Genomic DNA, 16,183 nt, shown 5'->3' with positions numbered 1-16,183 from the left:
GGGGTGTGGTGCGCTCCACCGAAACCCCCGCCAACCATGTCGCCCTGGTGATCGGCGGCGGTTCGGGGCACTACCCGGCCTTCGCCGGCCTGGTCGGCGCCGGCCTGGCCGCCGGCAGCGCCTGCGGCAACATGTTCGCCTCGCCCTCCGCGGGCCAGGTCTACCGCGTGGCCAAAGCCGCCCAAACCGGCGGCGGCGTCCTGCTCAGCTACGGCAACTACGCCGGGGACGTGCTGCACTTCGGCCAGGCCCAGGAAAAGCTGAACGCCGAAGGCATCCCGACCCGCACCGTGCTGGTCACCGACGACATTGCCAGCGCCCCGCTCGCCGAGATCGAGAAGCGCCGCGGCATCGCCGGGGACCTCACCGTCTTCAAAGTCGCGGGTGCCGCCGCCGAAGCCGGGCTGGACCTGGACGAGGTGGAGCGGCTGGCGGTCAAAGCCAACCACCACACCCGGTCACTCGGCGTCGCCTTTGCCGGCTGCACCCTGCCCGGCGCCGCGGAGCCCCTGTTCACGGTGCCCGAGGGCATGATGTCCGTGGGCCTGGGCATCCACGGCGAACCCGGAATCTCCGAACAGCCGCTGCCCACGGCCAGCGAACTGGCCGCCCTGCTGGTGGACGGGCTGCTGAAAGACAAACCCGACACGGCCGGCCGGCGCGTGGTGCCGATCCTCAACGGCCTCGGCACCGTCAAATACGACGAACTGTTTGTGCTCTTCGGCAAGATCGAGGCCCTCCTGAGCGCCGCCGGCCTGGAGACCGTGGAACCGGAGTGCGGTGAACTGGTCACCAGCCTGGACATGTCGGGCCTGTCCCTGACCCTGTTCTGGCTGGATCCCGAGCTGGAGGCCTTCTGGTCCGCCCCGGCCGACACCCCCGCGTTCCGCAAAGGCAACCTGGCCCCGCGGGCCCACCGGACCGTGGCCGCCGCGGCCGGCGCCGACGCGGTCACGGCGTTGGCCGCCACCCCGGCGTCGGCCACCCTCGCCGCCACGGCCGTGGGAGTGCTGAAAGTCGCCCAGTCGGTGGTCATCGAACACGAGGAAGCCCTCGGGAAACTTGACGCCATCGCTGGCGACGGGGACCACGGCATCGGCATGCGCCGGGGCGTGGACGCGGCCGTCGCCGCCGCCGAACAATCGCACGCCGCCGGCGCCGGGCTGGAGGAAGTCCTCACCGCCGCCGGGGAGCAGTGGGCCGAGCGCGCCGGAGGCACCTCCGGGGCCCTGTGGGGCGCCGCCGTAGCCGCCGCCGGCCGGGCCCTGGGCAGCAAGGACGCCTACACGCCGGCGGACGCGGCAGCCGCCGTCGCCGCCCTCCGCGACGCCATCCGCACCCTCGGCAAGGCCGAAGCCGGGGACAAAACCATGGTGGACGCGCTGCTGCCGTTCGCCGACGTYTTCMACCRGGCRATCGACGACGGCGMCGGGCTGGCCAGCAGCCTGCGGACCGCGGCCGACGCGGCCGCCGAGGCCGCCGAGGCCACCGCGTCCCTCAGCCCCAAGAAGGGCCGGGCCCGTCCGCTGGCGGAGAAGAGCCTGGGCCACCCCGACCCCGGCGCCGTGTCGTTCGGCCTGATCGCCGGCCGGGTCGCCGACTACGCCGCCTCCATTGAACGCAGCTGAAGGAGTACTCCCTTGACCAACACCACAGATCCCACCGCCACCGAGACGGCCCCCGCCGGCTGGCGGATCGTCGTCGGCAACGACGAAGCCGGCGTCGAATACAAAAACGCCCTGCGCGACCTCCTCGAGGCCGACCCCCGGGTCGCGTCCGTCGAGGACGTCGGGGTCGGCGCCAACGACAGCACCGCCTACCCGCACCTGGCCGTCGCCGCCGCCCGCAAGGTGGCCGCCGGCGAGGCCGACCGGGCCCTGCTGATCTGCGGCACGGGCCTGGGGGTGGCCATCKCGGCCAACAAGGTCCCCGGCATCCGCGCCGTCACCGCCCACGACAGCTWCTCCGTGGARCGSKCCGTCCTGTCCAACAACGCSCAGGTSCTSACCCTCGGCCAGCGCGTGATCGGACTGGAACTGGCCAAGAAACTGGTCGGCGAATGGCTGGGCCACCGCTTTGATGACACCTCCGCGTCCGCGGCAAAGGTGGACGCTATCCACTCCTACGAGGGAGCTTCGGAAGGAATTGAAAACGCATGAGCGCACGTAACATCGCCGTCGTCGGTTCGGGCTACATGGGCGGCGGGATCGCCCAGGTCCTGGCCCTCGCCGGAGCCCGCGTCGCCCTCGCCGACGTCTCCGCCGAAGTCGCCCAAAGCAACTACGAGCGGCTCCTCAAGGAATCCGACGAATTCGTTGACGCCGGGCTGTTCCCGGCCGGCTCCACCGAGCGGCTCAAGGAAAACCTCTGGGCGGCCAAGGACATCGAAGAGGCCGTCGCGGACGCCGAGTACATTGAAGAGGCCGTGCCCGAAGTTCTCGAAATCAAGCACGGCACCCTCAGCCGCATCAGCGCAGCCGCCCGCCCGGACGCCGTCATCGGGTCCAACACTTCCACCATCTCCATCGCCAAACTCGCCGAGGTAGTGGCGAACCCGGAGCGTTTCCTCGGGGTCCACTTCTCCAACCCCGCGCCCTTCATTCCCGGCGTCGAGGTCATCCCGCACGCCGGCACCTCGGCGGCCACCATCGAGACGGCCCGCACGATTGTGGGCGAAACCGGCAAGGAAACGGCCACCGTCAAGGACGTCACCGGCTTCGTCCTCAACCGCCTGCAGTACGCTCTGTTCCACGAGGCCGCGCAGGTGGTCGAGGAGGGCATCGCGACGGCCGAAGATGTGGACACGATGGTCCGCACCACCTTCGGCTTCCGGCTGCCGTTCTTCGGGCCGTTCGCCATCGCGGACATGGCCGGGCTCGACGTCTACGCCTTCTGCTACAAATCCCTGCAGACCGGCTTCCCGGAACGGTTCGCCACCCCGCAGATCCTGCAGGAAAAGGTCGACGCCGGCCAGCTGGGCACCAAGACCGGCTCCGGCTTCCTCAACGTCCCGGCCGAACGGACCGCCGCCCTGGTCGCGTACCGGAACAAGGCCTACGTCGCCATGCAGAAACTCATCGAGGACCTCGGCCCCGCACCCCTGGGCTAGCCCCACCCCATCCAGCCCTAGGAGAACCCCATGACCACCTTCCCCGCAGAGCGCACCGCGATCGTGACCGGCGCCGTCTCCGAGCGCGGCATCGGCCGGGCCACCGCAGACTACCTCGCCGAGCGCGGCTGGAACATCGGCGTCATCGACCTCGACGACGCCGCCAGCAAGGCCCTGGCCAAGGAGCTCGCCGCCAAGCACGGCGTCAAAGCCCACGGCGCCGGCGCCAACATCGGCGACGAGGCCTCGGTCCGCGCTGCCGTCGACGAGATCGAGGCTGAACTGCCGCAGCTCGTGGCCCTGGCCAACATCGCCGGCGTCAGCTCCCCGGTGCCCTACCTCGAACTCGACGCCGCAGAGTGGGACCGCGTGCTGAACATCAACATGAACGGTGTCCACTACGCCACCCGGCGGGCCGCCGAATCGATGGCCCGGAACCGGCTCGGCCGGATCGTGAACATCTCCTCGGTCTCCGCCCAACGCGGCGGCGGCACCTTCAGCAAGACCCCCTACTCGGTGGCGAAGGCCGGCGTCATCGGCCTGACCCGGGCCACGGCCCGGGAGCTGGGCGAGTACGACATCAYTGTCAATGCCATCTCCCCGGGTCCGATCGACACGGACATTATGGGCGGCACCCTCAGCGAGGAACGCAAGGATGAACTCGTCAAGGACCTGGTGGTGAACCGCGTCGGCAACACCCGCGATGTCGCGGCCGCGATCCACTTCCTGATCGGCGAGGACGCAGGCTACATTTCCGGCCAGACGCTCAACGTCGACGGCGGCCTGTATATGCACTGACGGTTTCCGGAACCCGGAAACCAGCAGGGAACCGCGGGCCGCCGGCCCGCGGGCGAACCACCCCACCTCATCACTCGAAGGAGAGTGCTGTGTCCGTATCCACCGCTACATCCAAGGAGCTTTTGGCCCGACCGGTCCTGAAGTCCGCGATTTCCAAGGCGGCCCGCCGGCTGATGCCGATGCTGGTCATTCTGTACGTCGTTTCATTTTTGGACCGGACCAATGTCGGCTTCGCCGAAGCGGCCCTGGGTGCGGACAAGGGGGTGTCGGCGGGGGCCTTCGCCCTCGGCGCCGGCATCTTCTTCATCGGCTACGCGATCTTTGAGATCCCCAGCAACCTGCTGCTGAAAAAGGTCGGCGCCAAAGTCTGGCTGGCCCGCATCGCGATCACCTGGGGCATTGTGTCCGCCTGCTTCGCGTTTGTGCAGGGCGAAACCTCGTTCGTGATCCTGCGGTTCCTCCTCGGTGTGACCGAGGCCGGCCTGTTCCCGGGCGTCATCATGTACCTCGCCGAGTGGTTCCCGAACAAGGTGCGCGTGCAGATGTTCGCGATCTTCTACCTGGCGCAGCCGTTCTCCCAGATGATCGGCAATCCGCTGTCCGGCTGGCTGATCAACATCGGCGACCAGGTGCCGGGCGTGCGCGGCTGGCAGGTGATGTTCTTCGTCGAAGGCCTGCTCGCCGTCGTGGCCGGCATCGCCGCCTTCTTCTTCCTCATCAACGGCCCGGACAAGGCGAAGTTCCTCAGCAGCGACGAAAAGTATGCGCTGAAGGAAGTGATGGCCCTTGAGGACAACATCAAGGACGAGCACGGCCCCCGCGGCATCCTCGCCGCGATGCGCAACGGCCGGGTCTGGTACTTCACGGCGATCTATTTCTGCCTTCAGATCGCGGTCTACGGCGTGACGTTCTTCCTGCCGCAGCAGGTGTCCTCGCTGACCGGGCAGAAGGTGGGCCTCGCCGTCGGCCTCCTGATCGCCGTCCCTTGGTTCTTCGGCATCTTCGCCTGCTACTTCATCGGCCGGGCGGCCAACACGGTGGCCAAGCGGCGGAAGTTCGGCACCATCCTGTTCCTCTCCACGGGCCTGTGCATCTTCGGGTCGGCGTGGGCCGGCACCAACCACCAGCCCGTGCTCGGCATGGTCTTTATCACCCTGGCGGTGTGCAGCTTCCTGGCCGTCGGCCCGGTGGTGTGGTCCTACCCGACGGCGTTCCTCGCCGGGTCCGCCGCGGCAGCCGGGATCGGCCTGATCAACTCCCTGGGCAACCTCGGCGGGTTCGTCGCTCCGATCCTGCGGACGGCGGTCAACGAGGCCACGCACTCGCCCACGGGGTCGATGGGGGTCTACGCCCTCGGGGTCCTGCCGTTCGTGGCGGCGGCCATGATGTTTGCCACCAAACGGTTCAGCAACAAGGCGGACGAGCTCCTGGACTGACGTCCGGCCCACCGCACCACCTAAGGAAACCCATGACCCGCACCTCCGGCACCAGTGACACCGAACGCCCGCTGTACGTCGGTGTCAGCACCAAGATGTACCTGGGCTACCAGGAAAGTCTGCGCTGGCTGTCGGAGGTGCGGGCCGTGGTGGACCAACGCCCCGCCCTGGCCGCTGGCCGGGACGTGGTGGTCTTTGTGATCCCCTCGTTCCCGGTCCTGGCCGAGGCCAGGACGCTCCTGGCCGGCTCGCCGATACTTCTCGGCGCGCAGAACTGCGCCTGGGGGGACGGGCCGCTCACCGGCGAAGTCAGCCCGGGCCTGCTGGCCGAACTCGGCGTCACGCTGGTGGAGATCGGCCACGCCGAACGCCGGGCCCAGTTCGGCGAGGACGACGGCGTGGTGGCCCGCAAGGTGCGGGCCGCCGCCGACGCCGGGCTGACGTCGCTGCTGTGCGTCGGCGAGCCGGCGGAGACGGCGCCGGAGGAAGCCGCGGAGTTCTGCCTGGGCCAGGTCCGGTCCGCTGCCGCCGGGGACGCGGAACTGGGCGCGGGACTAGTCCTCGCCTACGAGCCGGTCTGGGCGATCGGCGCGGACCGGCCGGCCCCGCCGTCGTACGTCAACGCCGTGGTGGGACTGATCCGCGACGGGCTGGACGGCCGGTGCCCCATCATCTACGGCGGCAGCGCCGGACCCGGGCTGCTGCCGCAACTGGCGGCGGACGGACTCTTCCTGGGCCGGTTTGCCCACGACGCGTCCAACCTCGGCCTGGTGCTGGACGAGGCCCTGGCGCGTCAGACCTTGGCGCCGGCCAGCAGTTCCTCGAGCCGTTCGTAGGCCTCGGAGAGCCCGTCGCCCATCCCGGATTCCGCCATACCGTTCCGGGCCTCCATGCTCGGGTAGACGGCGTGGGCCCTCAGCCTCGTGCGGCCGCCGCCGAGGTCCTCGAAGGTCATGAACTCGATGCTGACCACGTCCGGGTAGCCGCCGTACTCGAAGGTCTGGACGGCGAAGTCGTTCTCCCGCACGGTGTGGAAGACCCCGTTGAACTGGCGGGCGACGCCGTCGGGCCCGGTATGGGTGTAGCGGTAGGTCCCGCCGGTGCGGAAGTCGTAGTGGTCTACGTCCATGGTGAGCCGCCGTGGGCCGAGCCACTGGGCGACGAGTTCGGGTTCCTTGTGGGCGCGGAAGACGTCGGCCACTGCAAAGTCGAACTCCCGCTCGAAGTCGATGAAGGGCAGGTCTTCCGGAACCGTGAGTTTCAGTACGTTGCTCATGATGAGTCCTTTGCCTGGGTGCCGCGTTCGGCAGCCTGGGATTGGAGCACGGCATCGAGGCTGCGGAACTGCCCCTCGCGGACCAGCCGGTACCGGTCGATCCACGCGGTGAGTGCCTCCAGCCGTGCGGGGTTCAGGTGGACGGGCCGGCGCTGGGCGTCGCGCGTGCGCGTGACGAGGTCCGCCTGCTCAAGCACCTGGATGTGCTTCGAGACCGCCTGCTTGGTGATCGCGAAGGGTTCCGCCAATTCGTTGACCGTGGCCGGGCCGCGGCTAAGCCGGGCGATGATGCTGCGGCGGATGGGGTCGGCGAGCGCCAGGAAAGCGGTGTCGAGGAGTCCGTCGTCGTCAGCCATGGCGTCACGCTCTCGTGCTACACGGTCACCAGCTCCGTAATCAACTGATGTGTTGATCAACCTTCTGGTTGTTTAACCGTACCCCCGCCGGTGCCGCTTGCCAAGGGGTTGGCGGCTGCTGCCCCCCGGTTAGACCCGGCTAGACCCGCGCGTGCAGCCGGGGGAGTGCGTCCACCAGCGCGGCGAGCTCCGGGACCTCCTGGGCCTGGGCGAGTGCGCGCTCCAGCGTGGCGTCGTGGGCCGGCCGGGCCTGGTCCAGCAGGGCGATGCCGCTCGGGGTGAGCTCGGTGTAGATCCCGCGGCGGTCGTCCGCGCACAGGATCCGGGTCAGCAGCCCGCGSTCCTCSAGCCGGTTGACCAGCCGCGTGGTGGCACTGGCGCTCAGGGCGGACGCCCGGGCCAGCTGCTGCATCCGCATATGCCAGCCGTCCTGCCGGCTGAGCGCGTCCAGGACCGTGTATTCAACCACGGAGAGCTGCGCCTCGGCCTGCAGGGAGCGCTCCAGCTCCGCCTCGATCAGTCCGTGCAGTGCCGCGAGGGTCCGCCAGCCTTGCGCCCGGACCTCGACGGCGTCGTCCTTGATGCCCATCAGTTGTGCTCCCTTCCAGGTCGGGCTCCTGCTGTCCGGCGCGGACGCGGGGTGCCAAATATAGTTGCTTGCGCGCTATAGTTGCGTGTGCAACAATAAATAACGCGTCTGCAACTACTAGCTTACGCCTCGCACACACCCCCGTACAGTTTTGAAGGAGCATCGCCATGCCCATCGGCCTGATAGCCCTCGCCCTCGGCGGGTTCGGAATCGGACTCACCGAGTTCGTCATTATGGGCCTGCTGCCGCAAGTGGCGGCGGACTTCCACGTCAGCGAGGCCGTCGCCGGCTGGCTGATCTCCGGCTACGCGCTCGCCGTCGTCGTCGGGGCGCTGCTCCTGACCGCCGCCGTGACCCGGTTCGAACGCAAGCCCGTGCTCGCGGTCCTGATGATCCTCTTCATTGCCGGCAACCTCGTCTCCGCGCTCGCCCCGGACTATGCGCTGATGATGGTGGGCCGGATTATCGCGGCCCTGGCCCACGGCGCCTTCTTCGGAATCGGCGCGGTGGTGGCCGCCGGCATGGTCGCCCCCTCCAAAAAAGCCGGCGCCATCGCGATTATGTTCACCGGACTGACGGCCGCCAACGTGCTGGGCGTGCCGTTCGGCACCATGCTCGGCCAGGCCGCCGGCTGGCGCTCCACGTTCTGGGCCATCACCGGCATTGGGGTGCTCGCTTTGGCGGGGATCCTGGCCCTGGTGCCCAAGACCGGGGCGGGGGCGCCCGGTGCCGCCGGCGGTCTGCGGGGCGAACTCCGCGCCTTCCGGTCCGGCCAGGTCTGGCTTTCCATTGCCGTGACCATCCTCGGCTACGGCGGCATGTTCGGGGCGTTTACCTACATCGCGTTCACCCTCACCGAGGTCACCGGCTTCGCCGCCTCCACCGTGCCGTGGCTGCTGATCCTCTTCGGGGTGGGGCTGTTCATCGGCAACACCGTCGGCGGCCGGGCCGCGGACCGGAACGTGGACCGCACCCTGCTGGTGGTGCTGGCGGCCCTGGTGGTGGTGCTGGTTGTGTTCGCGCTGACCTCGACCAGCCAGCCGATCACCATTGCGTCCATGGTGCTGCTGGGCGGCTTCGGCTTCGCCACCGTGCCCGGCCTGCAGATGCGGGTGATGAAGTACGCCGAAACCGCCCCCACGCTCGCGTCCGGCGCCAACATCGGCGCCTTCAACGTGGGCAACGCGCTGGGCGCCTGGATGGGCGGCGTGACCATCACCGCCGGCCTCGGCTACACCTCGCCGATCTGGGCCGGCGCGGGCATCACCCTGCTGGGCCTGGCCGTGATGGCCTTCGCAGCCGCCGCCGCGCGCAAGGCACCGCGCACCCCGGAGACGGCCGTCCCCAATGCGCCGGAGACGGCGGTCCGGGACGACGACGCCGAACTGCAGCGGCTCTAGTTCGGCTGCGGACGCGCGGGGCTGCTCCGGCAGACCTCCACAAAGGCCCGGAACGGCGCCAGCCGTTCCCCGGCCGGAAGCTCCCGCGCCTCCGGGTGCCACTGGACCGAGGCCACCCAGCGCGCCGGGTCCTCGAGCGCCTCCACGGTGCCGTCGTCCGCCACGGCCGTCACCACGAGGCCGTTGGCCACCCGGGCCACTGCCTGGTGGTGTCCGGAGGCGATCTTGACGGTCAGCGCCGGCGCTCCGCTGCCCTGAACTCCGGTGCCCTGAACTCCGGGGCGCTGTTCTCCGGTGTCCTGTTCGGCCGCGTACAGCCCGGCTACCTTCGATCCGGCGGCGATCCCGACCTCGTGCCACGCCCAGGGTCCGGCATCGTGGGCCGGGGCAGGTTCGCGGTGCGCCACGGACCCCGGGTCCATGTCCTGGATCAGGCTGCCGCCATACAGCACGTTCAGCAGCTGGTGGCCGCGGCAGATGCCCAGCACCGGCAGCCCGGCGTCGATCGACTGCCGGGCCACGGCGATGTCCAGGGCATCCTGCCCGGGGTTGACGTCGTAACAGGCGCCGCCGGCCTCCTCGCCGTACAGCTCCGGGGCGAGGTCGCCGCCGCCGGGGAGCACCACGCCGTCGAGCCCTTCCGTTCCCTCCGCCGCGGTGAGCAGCACGGGCTCGCCGCCGCCGTCGCGGACCAGGTCAACGATGTAATCGAACAGAGCGTTGGCCTCGGCCACCCGCGGATCCGGGTTCGAGGAACTCGTCAGGCGCACCGGGATACCGATACGGGGGCGGCCGGCAGCGGGCCGTGCTGGATTCTGCATGACTCATTTTGCATCACAACTGCGGATTTTCCGCAGGGCTAGGATTGCCGGATGAACAACAGGTATCTCGTGTCCCGCAGCCGCTTCATCGCCGCCAGCCCGGAAGCCATCTTCGAGGTGCTCGCCACCCCCGCCCTGCACAGCGTGATCGACGGCTCCGACACCGTCAAGGGCGCCCAGCCCAGGGGCCCGCAGCGGCTGGGTCCCGGTGCGAAGTTCGGGATGGACATGAAGATCGGCGTGGACTACAAGATCCTCAACACCGTCTGCGAATTCGAGGAAGGCCGCCGCATCGCCTGGCGCCACTTCTACGGGCACATCTGGCGGTACCTGCTGGAACCCGGCACCGACGCCGCCGGCATCCCCGGCACCACCGTCACCGAGCAGTGGGACGCCCGCGGGGTGCGCGGCAAGTTCTTCCTCCGCCTGGCCGGCTACCTCCGCCGCCACCCCGCCAACTTGGAACAGACCCTGGCCAAGCTCGACGCCCACCTTGGCGCCGCCGGCGCCGCCGGCCGCCGGGGCTAGAGGCGCCGGATGAGCGCTGCCCGCAGCCTGCACCCGAGCCCGCGCACCCTCGAGGTGGAAAGCCTCGACACCTTCGACCGGATGGTCCGGGACGGCGCGCGCACCATGCACGGCTGGCATCTGCAATCGCTGGACCTCCGCGGGCGGCGGTCAACCCTCGAATCCCTGGCAGCGCAGGGAGCGATCTTCCTGGGCTGCACCTTTGACGACGGCGTGGAGCAGTCCCTGCGCGCCCGCGGCGCGCTGATCTTCCCCAAGCTGGACGAGGTGCCGTTCAACCCCTACCGCGGCCAGCTGTACACCCCGCAGGAGCTCTATGCGGGCATCGCCGACTCCCGGTATGAGGACACCCTCGACGCCCGCGTCTACCAGTGGAGCATCCGGCCCGGCCAGCGGCACCGGCTGGACGCGACCCTGGCCGCGGCGCTGCACGACCATTCGATCGGCGACGCCCTGGACGAACTGACCCGCTCCGAGCTGTGCCGGGGCCGGTCCCTGGTGGGCGTGATGGGCGGCCACGCCGAGGCCCGCGGCTCGGCCAGCTTCGCCGAGGCGGCGCAGCTCGGCCGGCTCCTGGCCAGGAACGGCCGGGTGGTCGCCACCGGCGGGGGCCCGGGCACCATGGAAGCCGCAAACCTCGGCGCGTACCTCAGCGCGGCGGATGACACCGTCTTCGAGCGGGCCCTGGCGGACCTCGCCGCCGTGCCCGGCTTCCGGCCTTCGGTGTCCGCCTGGGCGCGGGCGGCGGCCGCCGTCGTCGAACGCCATCCGGACGGCACTCCGTCCCTGGGCATCCCCACCTGGTTCTACGGGCACGAACCACCCAACTTCTTCGCCACGCACATCGCCAAATACTTCGCGAACGCCATCCGGGAGGCGATCCTGCTGGAACTCTGCAACGGCGGGATCATCTTCCTGCCCGGCTCCGGCGGGACCATCCAGGAGATCTTCCAGGACGCCTGCGAGAACTACTACGCCGCCCCCGAAACCATCACGCCCATGGTGCTGGTGGGGCGGGAGCACTGGCTGCGGCGATTCCCGGCGTGGCCGCTGCTGCAGAGCCTCGCCGCGGGCCGGGGAATGGAGGACAGGATCTTCCTGGTGGACTCGGTCCAGGAGGCAGTGGCCGTCCTGGAACCCTAGAGGTCCTTGCGGCACTGGGCGTGGCCCAGCGCGTAGAGGCCGTTCAGGTCACCGGCGGCCAGGCCGTCGGGAGTACCGATCTCCGGGTACATGAGCTGCTTGGGGTCGCTGACGTGCTCCAGGCCCATGACATGGCCCAGTTCGTGCAGGATCACCGCCGTGGCATAGGCCGCGCCGTCCGCCCGGCCCAGGTCCTCGCCGATCTGCGGCGCGTCCAGCTCCAGGCTGCCGGTCACGTAGCTCTTGGGTCCGTCGCCGTAGCTGAAATGGGTGCTGCCGCCCGTTCCGATCACGGTGCCCTTAAGCTGCGGCGCCTGCTCGGGGGTGGTCCACGCGATCAGCAGCGGAGCCCAGCGCTCGCCGTACCGTTCCTTCTGGTACGGCGCCCGCGTCTGCGACGGCAGCTCGGTGGTGGCGCCGTCGTCGATGAACCTGATCCCGGTCGCCTCGGATACCGTCCGGATCGCGTTCTCCACCAGTTTGCCGGCGCCCTTGGGGGCCAGGGCGGCGTTCACCACATAATGCAGGGGCCGGCAGGGGGAGTAGCCCACGGGGCTCCCGTCGGCGTTGGTGGCCAGGAATTTGTAGGACTTGCTGTCCACCGGCGGCGTTTGCGGCTGGCCCAGGGGCTGGTTTTGTTCCTCGAAGCCCGGCGGCGGCACCGCCATTTGTTCCCCGCCGGCAGGGACGCCGGCGTGGCGGCCGGCCTGACTGGCGGTCGGGTGGCCCGCCAGGGGACGGGCCTGCTGGTGGTCGGCTCCGCCGTTGAACTCGAACAGTCCCACGAACCGCGGATCCCCGTACGCCAGCCCTGCCGTCAGGAAGGCGGCTCCGGCGATCAGGACCACGGCGGCCAGGTTCCGGACCACGCGGGCGGCACCGCGGGCGCGGCCGTGCCGCGGCCCCCGGTCCCGCAACCCGGAGTCCGGCAACCCGGGGTCGTCCACTAGCCGACCACCGCGCCGAACACCAGGCCAAGCAGGTAGGTCACCGCGGCCGCGCCGAGGCCGATGGCGAGCTGGCGGAACGCCCGGCTGGTGGGGGAGGTGCCGGACAGGAGGCCGACGACGCCGCCGGTGAGCAGCAGCGCGACGCCCACCAGGGCGGCGGAGACCACCAGGGCGGCGATGCCGGTCATGCCCAGCAGGAACGGAATGATCGGAATGATGGCGCCGGAGGCGAAGAAGCAGAAGCTCGACGCCGCAGCGTTCCACGCCGTGCCGACGGCCTCGTGCTGGTCCTCGGTCTCCGGGAGTTCGGGCCGCAGGGACAGGCTGGGATCGCAGTCGCAGTCGAGCAGGCCCATCCGCTCGGCCACGCGGTGCTCCGCTGCCTCCCGGGACATGCCGCGGGCCAGGTAGACCAGCACAAGTTCGTTGTGCTCGAGGTCCAGCAGCGGCGCRGCGGCCAGGGTGACCTGGGTGGGCCGGGTCGCGGCCAGCAGCTCACGCTGGGAGCGCACGGAGATGAACTCGCCGGCACCCATCGACAGCGCGCCGGCCAGCAGGCCCGCCACGCCGCTGAGCAGGACCACGGAGCTGCCCACGCCGGAGGCGGCCATACCCATCACGAGGGAGAGGTTGCTGACCAGCCCGTCGTTGGCGCCGAAGACCGCGGCGCGGAAACTGCCGGCGAGGCGGTTGCGGCCGCGCGTGGCCAGGCCGCGGACCACTTCCTCATGGATCTGCTCATCCGCGACCATGGCCGGGGTGGCCGAGGGATCGTTGGCGTAAGGCGAGCGGCTTTCGGCGCGCTGGGCCAGGGCCAGGACAAAAACGGACCCGAAGTGCCGGGCCAGGAAACCAAGGAACTGGCTGCGGAGCGAGGCGGGACGGGTGCGGCCGGCGTGCTCGCCGAGCAGATTCAGCCAGTGCGCCTCGTGCCGGCCTTCGGCTTCGGCCAGCGCCAGCAGGATGGCGCGTTCCTCGCCGCTGCGGTTCTGCGCGAGATCGCGGTACACCGCGGCCTCGGCGCGTTCGTCGGCAAGGTACTGCCGCCAGCGCTTGATGTCCGCCGGGGTGGCGGCGGTAGCGTGGTTTTGGTCAAAAGGGGCGTGTTGGGACACGTAAACTCCTGGGCTCGATGGGGCATGATGCGGCCCCATTGCGACTCCAGCGTACCCCGTAATTCCGGGGGTTTTCGGCTGGCAATCCTCAGCGGAAAGTTTCGGCGGCCCGTAAAAACAGCTCCCGCACAGCACCGCCTACCGGGGGCCCGGCGGCCCTTGACCCCCACCGTCCCCGGTGCTCGAATGGAGGCCAGGGCGGGTTCTCCGGCGGGCCCGCCCGGGTGGTTGTCCGGGACCGGTGCAAGGCTCCGGGCGGCCCGACTCGCACTGCCGCCGCCCGACCCACGGAGGTTGCACCATGGACAGCACCGGACCACACGCCGCACAGCCGGCCAGGGACTCCATCGAATCCGACCCCGCCTACGACTACGCCGAAGACGCCCCCGTCGGCGCCGCGGAGCCCGACGACGAGGAACTACTGGAGGAAGCCGACCGGCTCGTCCCCTTGGACGCGGACGATTTCCTCGGCGACGACCAGCCGACCCCGCCGGTCGACGCTGACGAGTTCAGGGACGCGGGGGAGGAGTAGCCCTGTCCGGGGTCCCGCCCCGAGTGGCACGACGGCAGGGAACACGACGGCGGCGCATCCCCGGTGGGGAGGCGCCGCCGTCGTGCGTCCTTCGAAACCTGAAACCGGCCGCTGCCGGACCCTGCTAGTGGTTCAGGGCCGGAACCTTGTCCTCTTCCGGCGTTGCGCCGCCGGCAACCCGGTCCCGCCAGTGCGCCATCACGGCGGCGTCGGTCGGCCTGGTCAGCAGCGACACGGCGACGTAGACCACCGCGGAGGCCAGCAGGCCGTAGTAGATCGGTTCGTTGGCGTAAATACCGTCCAGCGGGACCTCCGCGTTGATCTCCAGCACGATCATGGTGCCGAGGGTGATCACCGAGCCGACGGCCATCGAGGCAGCCGCGCCGGCGCCGGTGCCGCGCTTCCAGAGCAGGCCGCCCAGGATGGCGACCAGCAGGCCGCCGACCAGGATGTCGTAGGCGATGGTGAGCGCCGCCACCACGTCCTTGGTGATGATGGCGATGACAATAGCCACCACGCCCAGTCCCAGGACCCAGATCCGGTTGGCCTTGACGTCGTGCTCCGGGTTGTCCGAGTCGTCGGTGTTGACGTTCTTGCCGAACCAGCCGGCCACGAATGGCAGGACGTCGGCGCGGGCCACGGTGGCGGCGGCGATCAGGGCGCCGGAAGCGGTGGACATCATGGCGGCCACGGCCGCGGCCAGCACCAGGCCGCCGATGCCGAYCGGCAGCAGGTTGGTCGCGACCTCGGCGTAGACGACGTCCTTGCCGAGSGCYTTGACGTCGATGKCSGGCAGGGCSACSCGGGCGCCCAGGCCGATCAGSGCGCCGGCSGCACCGTAGAGGATGCAGTAGACGCCGGCGGTGGCGCCGCCCCAGCGGGCGACCGACGGCGTCTTGGCGGTGAACACGCGCTGCCAGATGTCCTGGCCGATCAGCAGGCCCAGCGTGTACACAACGAAGTAGGTGATGATCGTCTGGACGCCGATGCCGTCCATCTGGAAGAAGCTGGCGTCAACGCGGCTGCGGATGCCGTCGAGGCCGCCGGCGGCGTTGAGTGTGAAGGGGAGCATCAGCAGGAAGATGCCGACGGTCTTGATCACGAACTGGACCTGGTCGGCCAGGGTGATGGACCACATGCCGCCGATGGTGGAGTACACAAGGACGATCGCGCCGCCGATGGCGATGGCGAGGGAACGGTCCCAGCCGAAGAGGACCACGAAGATCGTGGCGTAGGCGCCGGTGGAGGTGGCGCAGAGCATCAGCGTGTAGGCGAGCATCACGATGCCCGAGGTCTGTGTGGCCCGGCTGCCGTAGCGCAGGCTCAGCATCTGGGACACGGTGTAGATCTTCAGCTTCTGGATGGTGCCCGCGAAGAGCAGGCTCAGCAGCAGCACGCCGGCGCCGATCGCGACCACCAGCCACATCCCGGAGATGCCGAACTTGTAGCCCAGCCCCACACCGCCAACCGTGGACGCGCCGCCGAGGACCACGGCGGCCATGGTGCCCGTGTAGAGGAAGGGGCCGAGCCGGCGGCCGGCCACCAGGAAGTCGCTGTTGTTCTTGGTGCGGGACTTGCCCCACCAGCCGAAGGCCAGCATGGCAACGAGATACACCACCACGATGGCGATGTTGACGAAACTTGCGTCCATTGAGGGCTCCTTGGAGCGGTTCGGAAGYAGCGCTGCCGGCCGGGCCGCAACGTTGCGGGCCGCCGTGGCTGCTTGACGGTAGAGTGCCGGAGGGCTCCGGAGGGGAACACCCGGTTCATTGCCTAATAGGCAACACTTGTTGCCAAACAGTAGGGTGTGACGTCGGTAACAGTCAAGGTGTTACGACGGCGTGTCCGGCCTGCCGCTCCAGCGCGTGTCTCCAGTTAGGATTGGCTCCAACGCTGGGGCCGCGCGGCCGGCCGTGAAAGGTTTCCCTCATGAAGGCTCTACCCGTAGAACCGAGCAATGCGCCCGTTGCCATCGGTTCCAGGATCCGCGCCGCCCGGCAGTCGCAGCGGCTCACCATCGAACAGGTCGCGGACGCCACCGGGCTGACCAAGGGATTCCTCAGCAGGGTCGAACGGGACCTCACCTCCCCGTCGGTGAGTTCGCTGGTCACCCTCTGCCAGGTGCTCTCC

18 protein-coding genes are annotated in these 16,183 nt (G+C 69.7%); 11 read left to right on the top strand and 7 right to left on the bottom strand.

From position 1 onward, the window contains the following. The 6 genes from dhaL to AC1DHD_RS05950 form a co-directional block, all read left to right on the top strand. Positions 1-1,628 (top strand): dihydroxyacetone kinase subunit DhaL (gene dhaL / locus AC1DHD_RS05975; protein ID WP_476878830.1); only part of this gene is annotated, 1,628 nt, incomplete at its 5' end. A gap of 12 nt (positions 1,629-1,640) precedes the next feature. After that, complete coding sequence (locus AC1DHD_RS05970) at positions 1,641-2,159, top strand: ribose-5-phosphate isomerase (protein WP_476878829.1); 519 nt, start codon at positions 1,641-1,643, stop codon at positions 2,157-2,159. Continuing rightward, a complete protein-coding gene (locus AC1DHD_RS05965) occupies positions 2,156-3,109 on the top strand; it encodes a 3-hydroxyacyl-CoA dehydrogenase family protein (RefSeq protein WP_476878828.1) in 954 nt (317 codons plus the stop codon). Before AC1DHD_RS05970 ends, AC1DHD_RS05965 begins: the two co-directional genes overlap by 4 nt. A 30-nt stretch (positions 3,110-3,139) precedes the next feature. After that, positions 3,140-3,907, top strand: coding sequence for an SDR family NAD(P)-dependent oxidoreductase (locus AC1DHD_RS05960; protein ID WP_476878827.1), 768 nt, complete (start codon positions 3,140-3,142; stop codon positions 3,905-3,907). Positions 3,908-3,996: 89 nt separating this feature from the next. Next, positions 3,997-5,343: an MFS transporter gene (locus AC1DHD_RS05955; protein ID WP_476878826.1), complete on the top strand. Its 1,347-nt coding sequence runs from the start codon at positions 3,997-3,999 to the stop codon at positions 5,341-5,343. Positions 5,344-5,375: 32 nt separating this feature from the next. Next, positions 5,376-6,179, top strand: a complete 804-nt coding sequence (locus AC1DHD_RS05950; protein WP_476878825.1) for a triose-phosphate isomerase family protein — start codon at positions 5,376-5,378, stop codon at positions 6,177-6,179. Here AC1DHD_RS05950 and AC1DHD_RS05945 read toward each other — a convergent pair. From AC1DHD_RS05945 to AC1DHD_RS05935, 3 genes are all read right to left on the bottom strand, one after another. Continuing rightward, a complete protein-coding gene (locus tag AC1DHD_RS05945; RefSeq protein ID WP_476878824.1) occupies positions 6,137-6,619 on the bottom strand; it encodes an SRPBCC family protein in 483 nt (160 codons plus the stop codon). The two genes, AC1DHD_RS05950 and AC1DHD_RS05945, sit on opposite strands and share 43 nt — an antisense overlap. Then, positions 6,616-6,975, bottom strand: coding sequence for an ArsR/SmtB family transcription factor (locus tag AC1DHD_RS05940; protein ID WP_476878823.1), 360 nt, complete (start codon positions 6,973-6,975; stop codon positions 6,616-6,618). The genes AC1DHD_RS05945 and AC1DHD_RS05940 overlap by 4 nt, the downstream gene beginning before the upstream one ends. A gap of 139 nt (positions 6,976-7,114) precedes the next feature. Beyond that, on the bottom strand, positions 7,115-7,564 hold the full coding sequence (locus AC1DHD_RS05935; RefSeq protein WP_476878822.1) for a MarR family winged helix-turn-helix transcriptional regulator: 450 nt from the start codon (positions 7,562-7,564) through the stop codon (positions 7,115-7,117). A 167-nt stretch (positions 7,565-7,731) separates the two neighbouring features. Between AC1DHD_RS05935 and AC1DHD_RS05930 the strand changes: the two genes are divergently transcribed. Further along, positions 7,732-8,964, top strand: coding sequence for an MFS transporter (locus AC1DHD_RS05930; protein ID WP_476878821.1), 1,233 nt, complete (start codon positions 7,732-7,734; stop codon positions 8,962-8,964). Here the strand turns inward: AC1DHD_RS05930 and AC1DHD_RS05925 are convergent. Beyond that, positions 8,961-9,785 carry a gamma-glutamyl-gamma-aminobutyrate hydrolase family protein gene (locus tag AC1DHD_RS05925; RefSeq protein ID WP_476878820.1) on the bottom strand — a complete coding sequence of 275 codons (825 nt, stop codon included), beginning with the start codon at positions 9,783-9,785 and terminating at the stop codon, positions 8,961-8,963. The two genes, AC1DHD_RS05930 and AC1DHD_RS05925, sit on opposite strands and share 4 nt — an antisense overlap. A 51-nt stretch (positions 9,786-9,836) precedes the next feature. Between AC1DHD_RS05925 and AC1DHD_RS05920 the strand changes: the two genes are divergently transcribed. Together AC1DHD_RS05920 and AC1DHD_RS05915 are read left to right on the top strand one after the other, a co-directional pair. After that, entirely contained in the window at positions 9,837-10,313 is a 477-nt protein-coding gene (locus tag AC1DHD_RS05920; RefSeq protein ID WP_476878819.1) for an SRPBCC family protein, read from the top strand. Between the two features lie 9 nt (positions 10,314-10,322). Next, on the top strand, positions 10,323-11,456 hold the full coding sequence (locus tag AC1DHD_RS05915; RefSeq protein ID WP_476878818.1) for an LOG family protein: 1,134 nt from the start codon (positions 10,323-10,325) through the stop codon (positions 11,454-11,456). Here AC1DHD_RS05915 and AC1DHD_RS05910 read toward each other — a convergent pair. Further along, positions 11,453-12,403, bottom strand: coding sequence for a matrixin family metalloprotease (locus AC1DHD_RS05910; protein ID WP_476878817.1), 951 nt, complete (start codon positions 12,401-12,403; stop codon positions 11,453-11,455). The genes AC1DHD_RS05915 and AC1DHD_RS05910 overlap by 4 nt on opposite strands. After that, positions 12,403-13,521, bottom strand: coding sequence for a VIT1/CCC1 transporter family protein (locus AC1DHD_RS05905; protein ID WP_476878816.1), 1,119 nt, complete (start codon positions 13,519-13,521; stop codon positions 12,403-12,405). Before AC1DHD_RS05905 ends, AC1DHD_RS05910 begins: the two co-directional genes overlap by 1 nt. A 301-nt stretch (positions 13,522-13,822) precedes the next feature. Between AC1DHD_RS05905 and AC1DHD_RS05900 the strand changes: the two genes are divergently transcribed. Continuing rightward, positions 13,823-14,053: a hypothetical protein gene (locus AC1DHD_RS05900; RefSeq protein ID WP_476878815.1), complete on the top strand. Its 231-nt coding sequence runs from the start codon at positions 13,823-13,825 to the stop codon at positions 14,051-14,053. A 124-nt stretch (positions 14,054-14,177) separates the two neighbouring features. Here the strand turns inward: AC1DHD_RS05900 and AC1DHD_RS05895 are convergent, their stop codons facing one another. Next, positions 14,178-15,704 carry a sodium:solute symporter family protein gene (locus AC1DHD_RS05895; protein WP_476878814.1) on the bottom strand — a complete coding sequence of 509 codons (1,527 nt, stop codon included), beginning with the start codon at positions 15,702-15,704 and terminating at the stop codon, positions 14,178-14,180. A gap of 278 nt (positions 15,705-15,982) precedes the next feature. Here AC1DHD_RS05895 and AC1DHD_RS05890 point away from each other — a divergent pair. Then, positions 15,983-16,183: helix-turn-helix domain-containing protein (locus AC1DHD_RS05890; RefSeq protein WP_476878813.1), on the top strand; the 201-nt coding region annotated here is incomplete at its 3' end.

The sequence above is a fragment of the Arthrobacter sp. 05L45_2 genome (genome assembly GCF_056397525.1).
This window is presented reverse-complemented; position numbering and strand designations above follow the sequence as displayed.

What these genes read in the sequence shown, in the direction of transcription:
- AC1DHD_RS05940 (WP_476878823.1), bottom strand. Translation starts at nt 6,975, where the DNA reads ATGGCTGACGACGACGGACTCCTCGACACCGCTTTCCTGGCGCTCGCC.
- AC1DHD_RS05930 (WP_476878821.1), top strand. Translation starts at nt 7,732, where the DNA reads ATGCCCATCGGCCTGATAGCCCTCGCCCTCGGCGGGTTCGGAATCGGA.
- AC1DHD_RS05945 (WP_476878824.1), bottom strand. Translation starts at nt 6,619, where the DNA reads ATGAGCAACGTACTGAAACTCACGGTTCCGGAAGACCTGCCCTTCATC.
- AC1DHD_RS05950 (WP_476878825.1), top strand. Translation starts at nt 5,376, where the DNA reads ATGACCCGCACCTCCGGCACCAGTGACACCGAACGCCCGCTGTACGTC.
- AC1DHD_RS05965 (WP_476878828.1), top strand. Translation starts at nt 2,156, where the DNA reads ATGAGCGCACGTAACATCGCCGTCGTCGGTTCGGGCTACATGGGCGGC.
- AC1DHD_RS05900 (WP_476878815.1), top strand. Translation starts at nt 13,823, where the DNA reads ATGGACAGCACCGGACCACACGCCGCACAGCCGGCCAGGGACTCCATC.
- AC1DHD_RS05925 (WP_476878820.1), bottom strand. Translation starts at nt 9,785, where the DNA reads ATGCAGAATCCAGCACGGCCCGCTGCCGGCCGCCCCCGTATCGGTATC.
- AC1DHD_RS05915 (WP_476878818.1), top strand. Translation starts at nt 10,323, where the DNA reads ATGAGCGCTGCCCGCAGCCTGCACCCGAGCCCGCGCACCCTCGAGGTG.
- AC1DHD_RS05920 (WP_476878819.1), top strand. Translation starts at nt 9,837, where the DNA reads ATGAACAACAGGTATCTCGTGTCCCGCAGCCGCTTCATCGCCGCCAGC.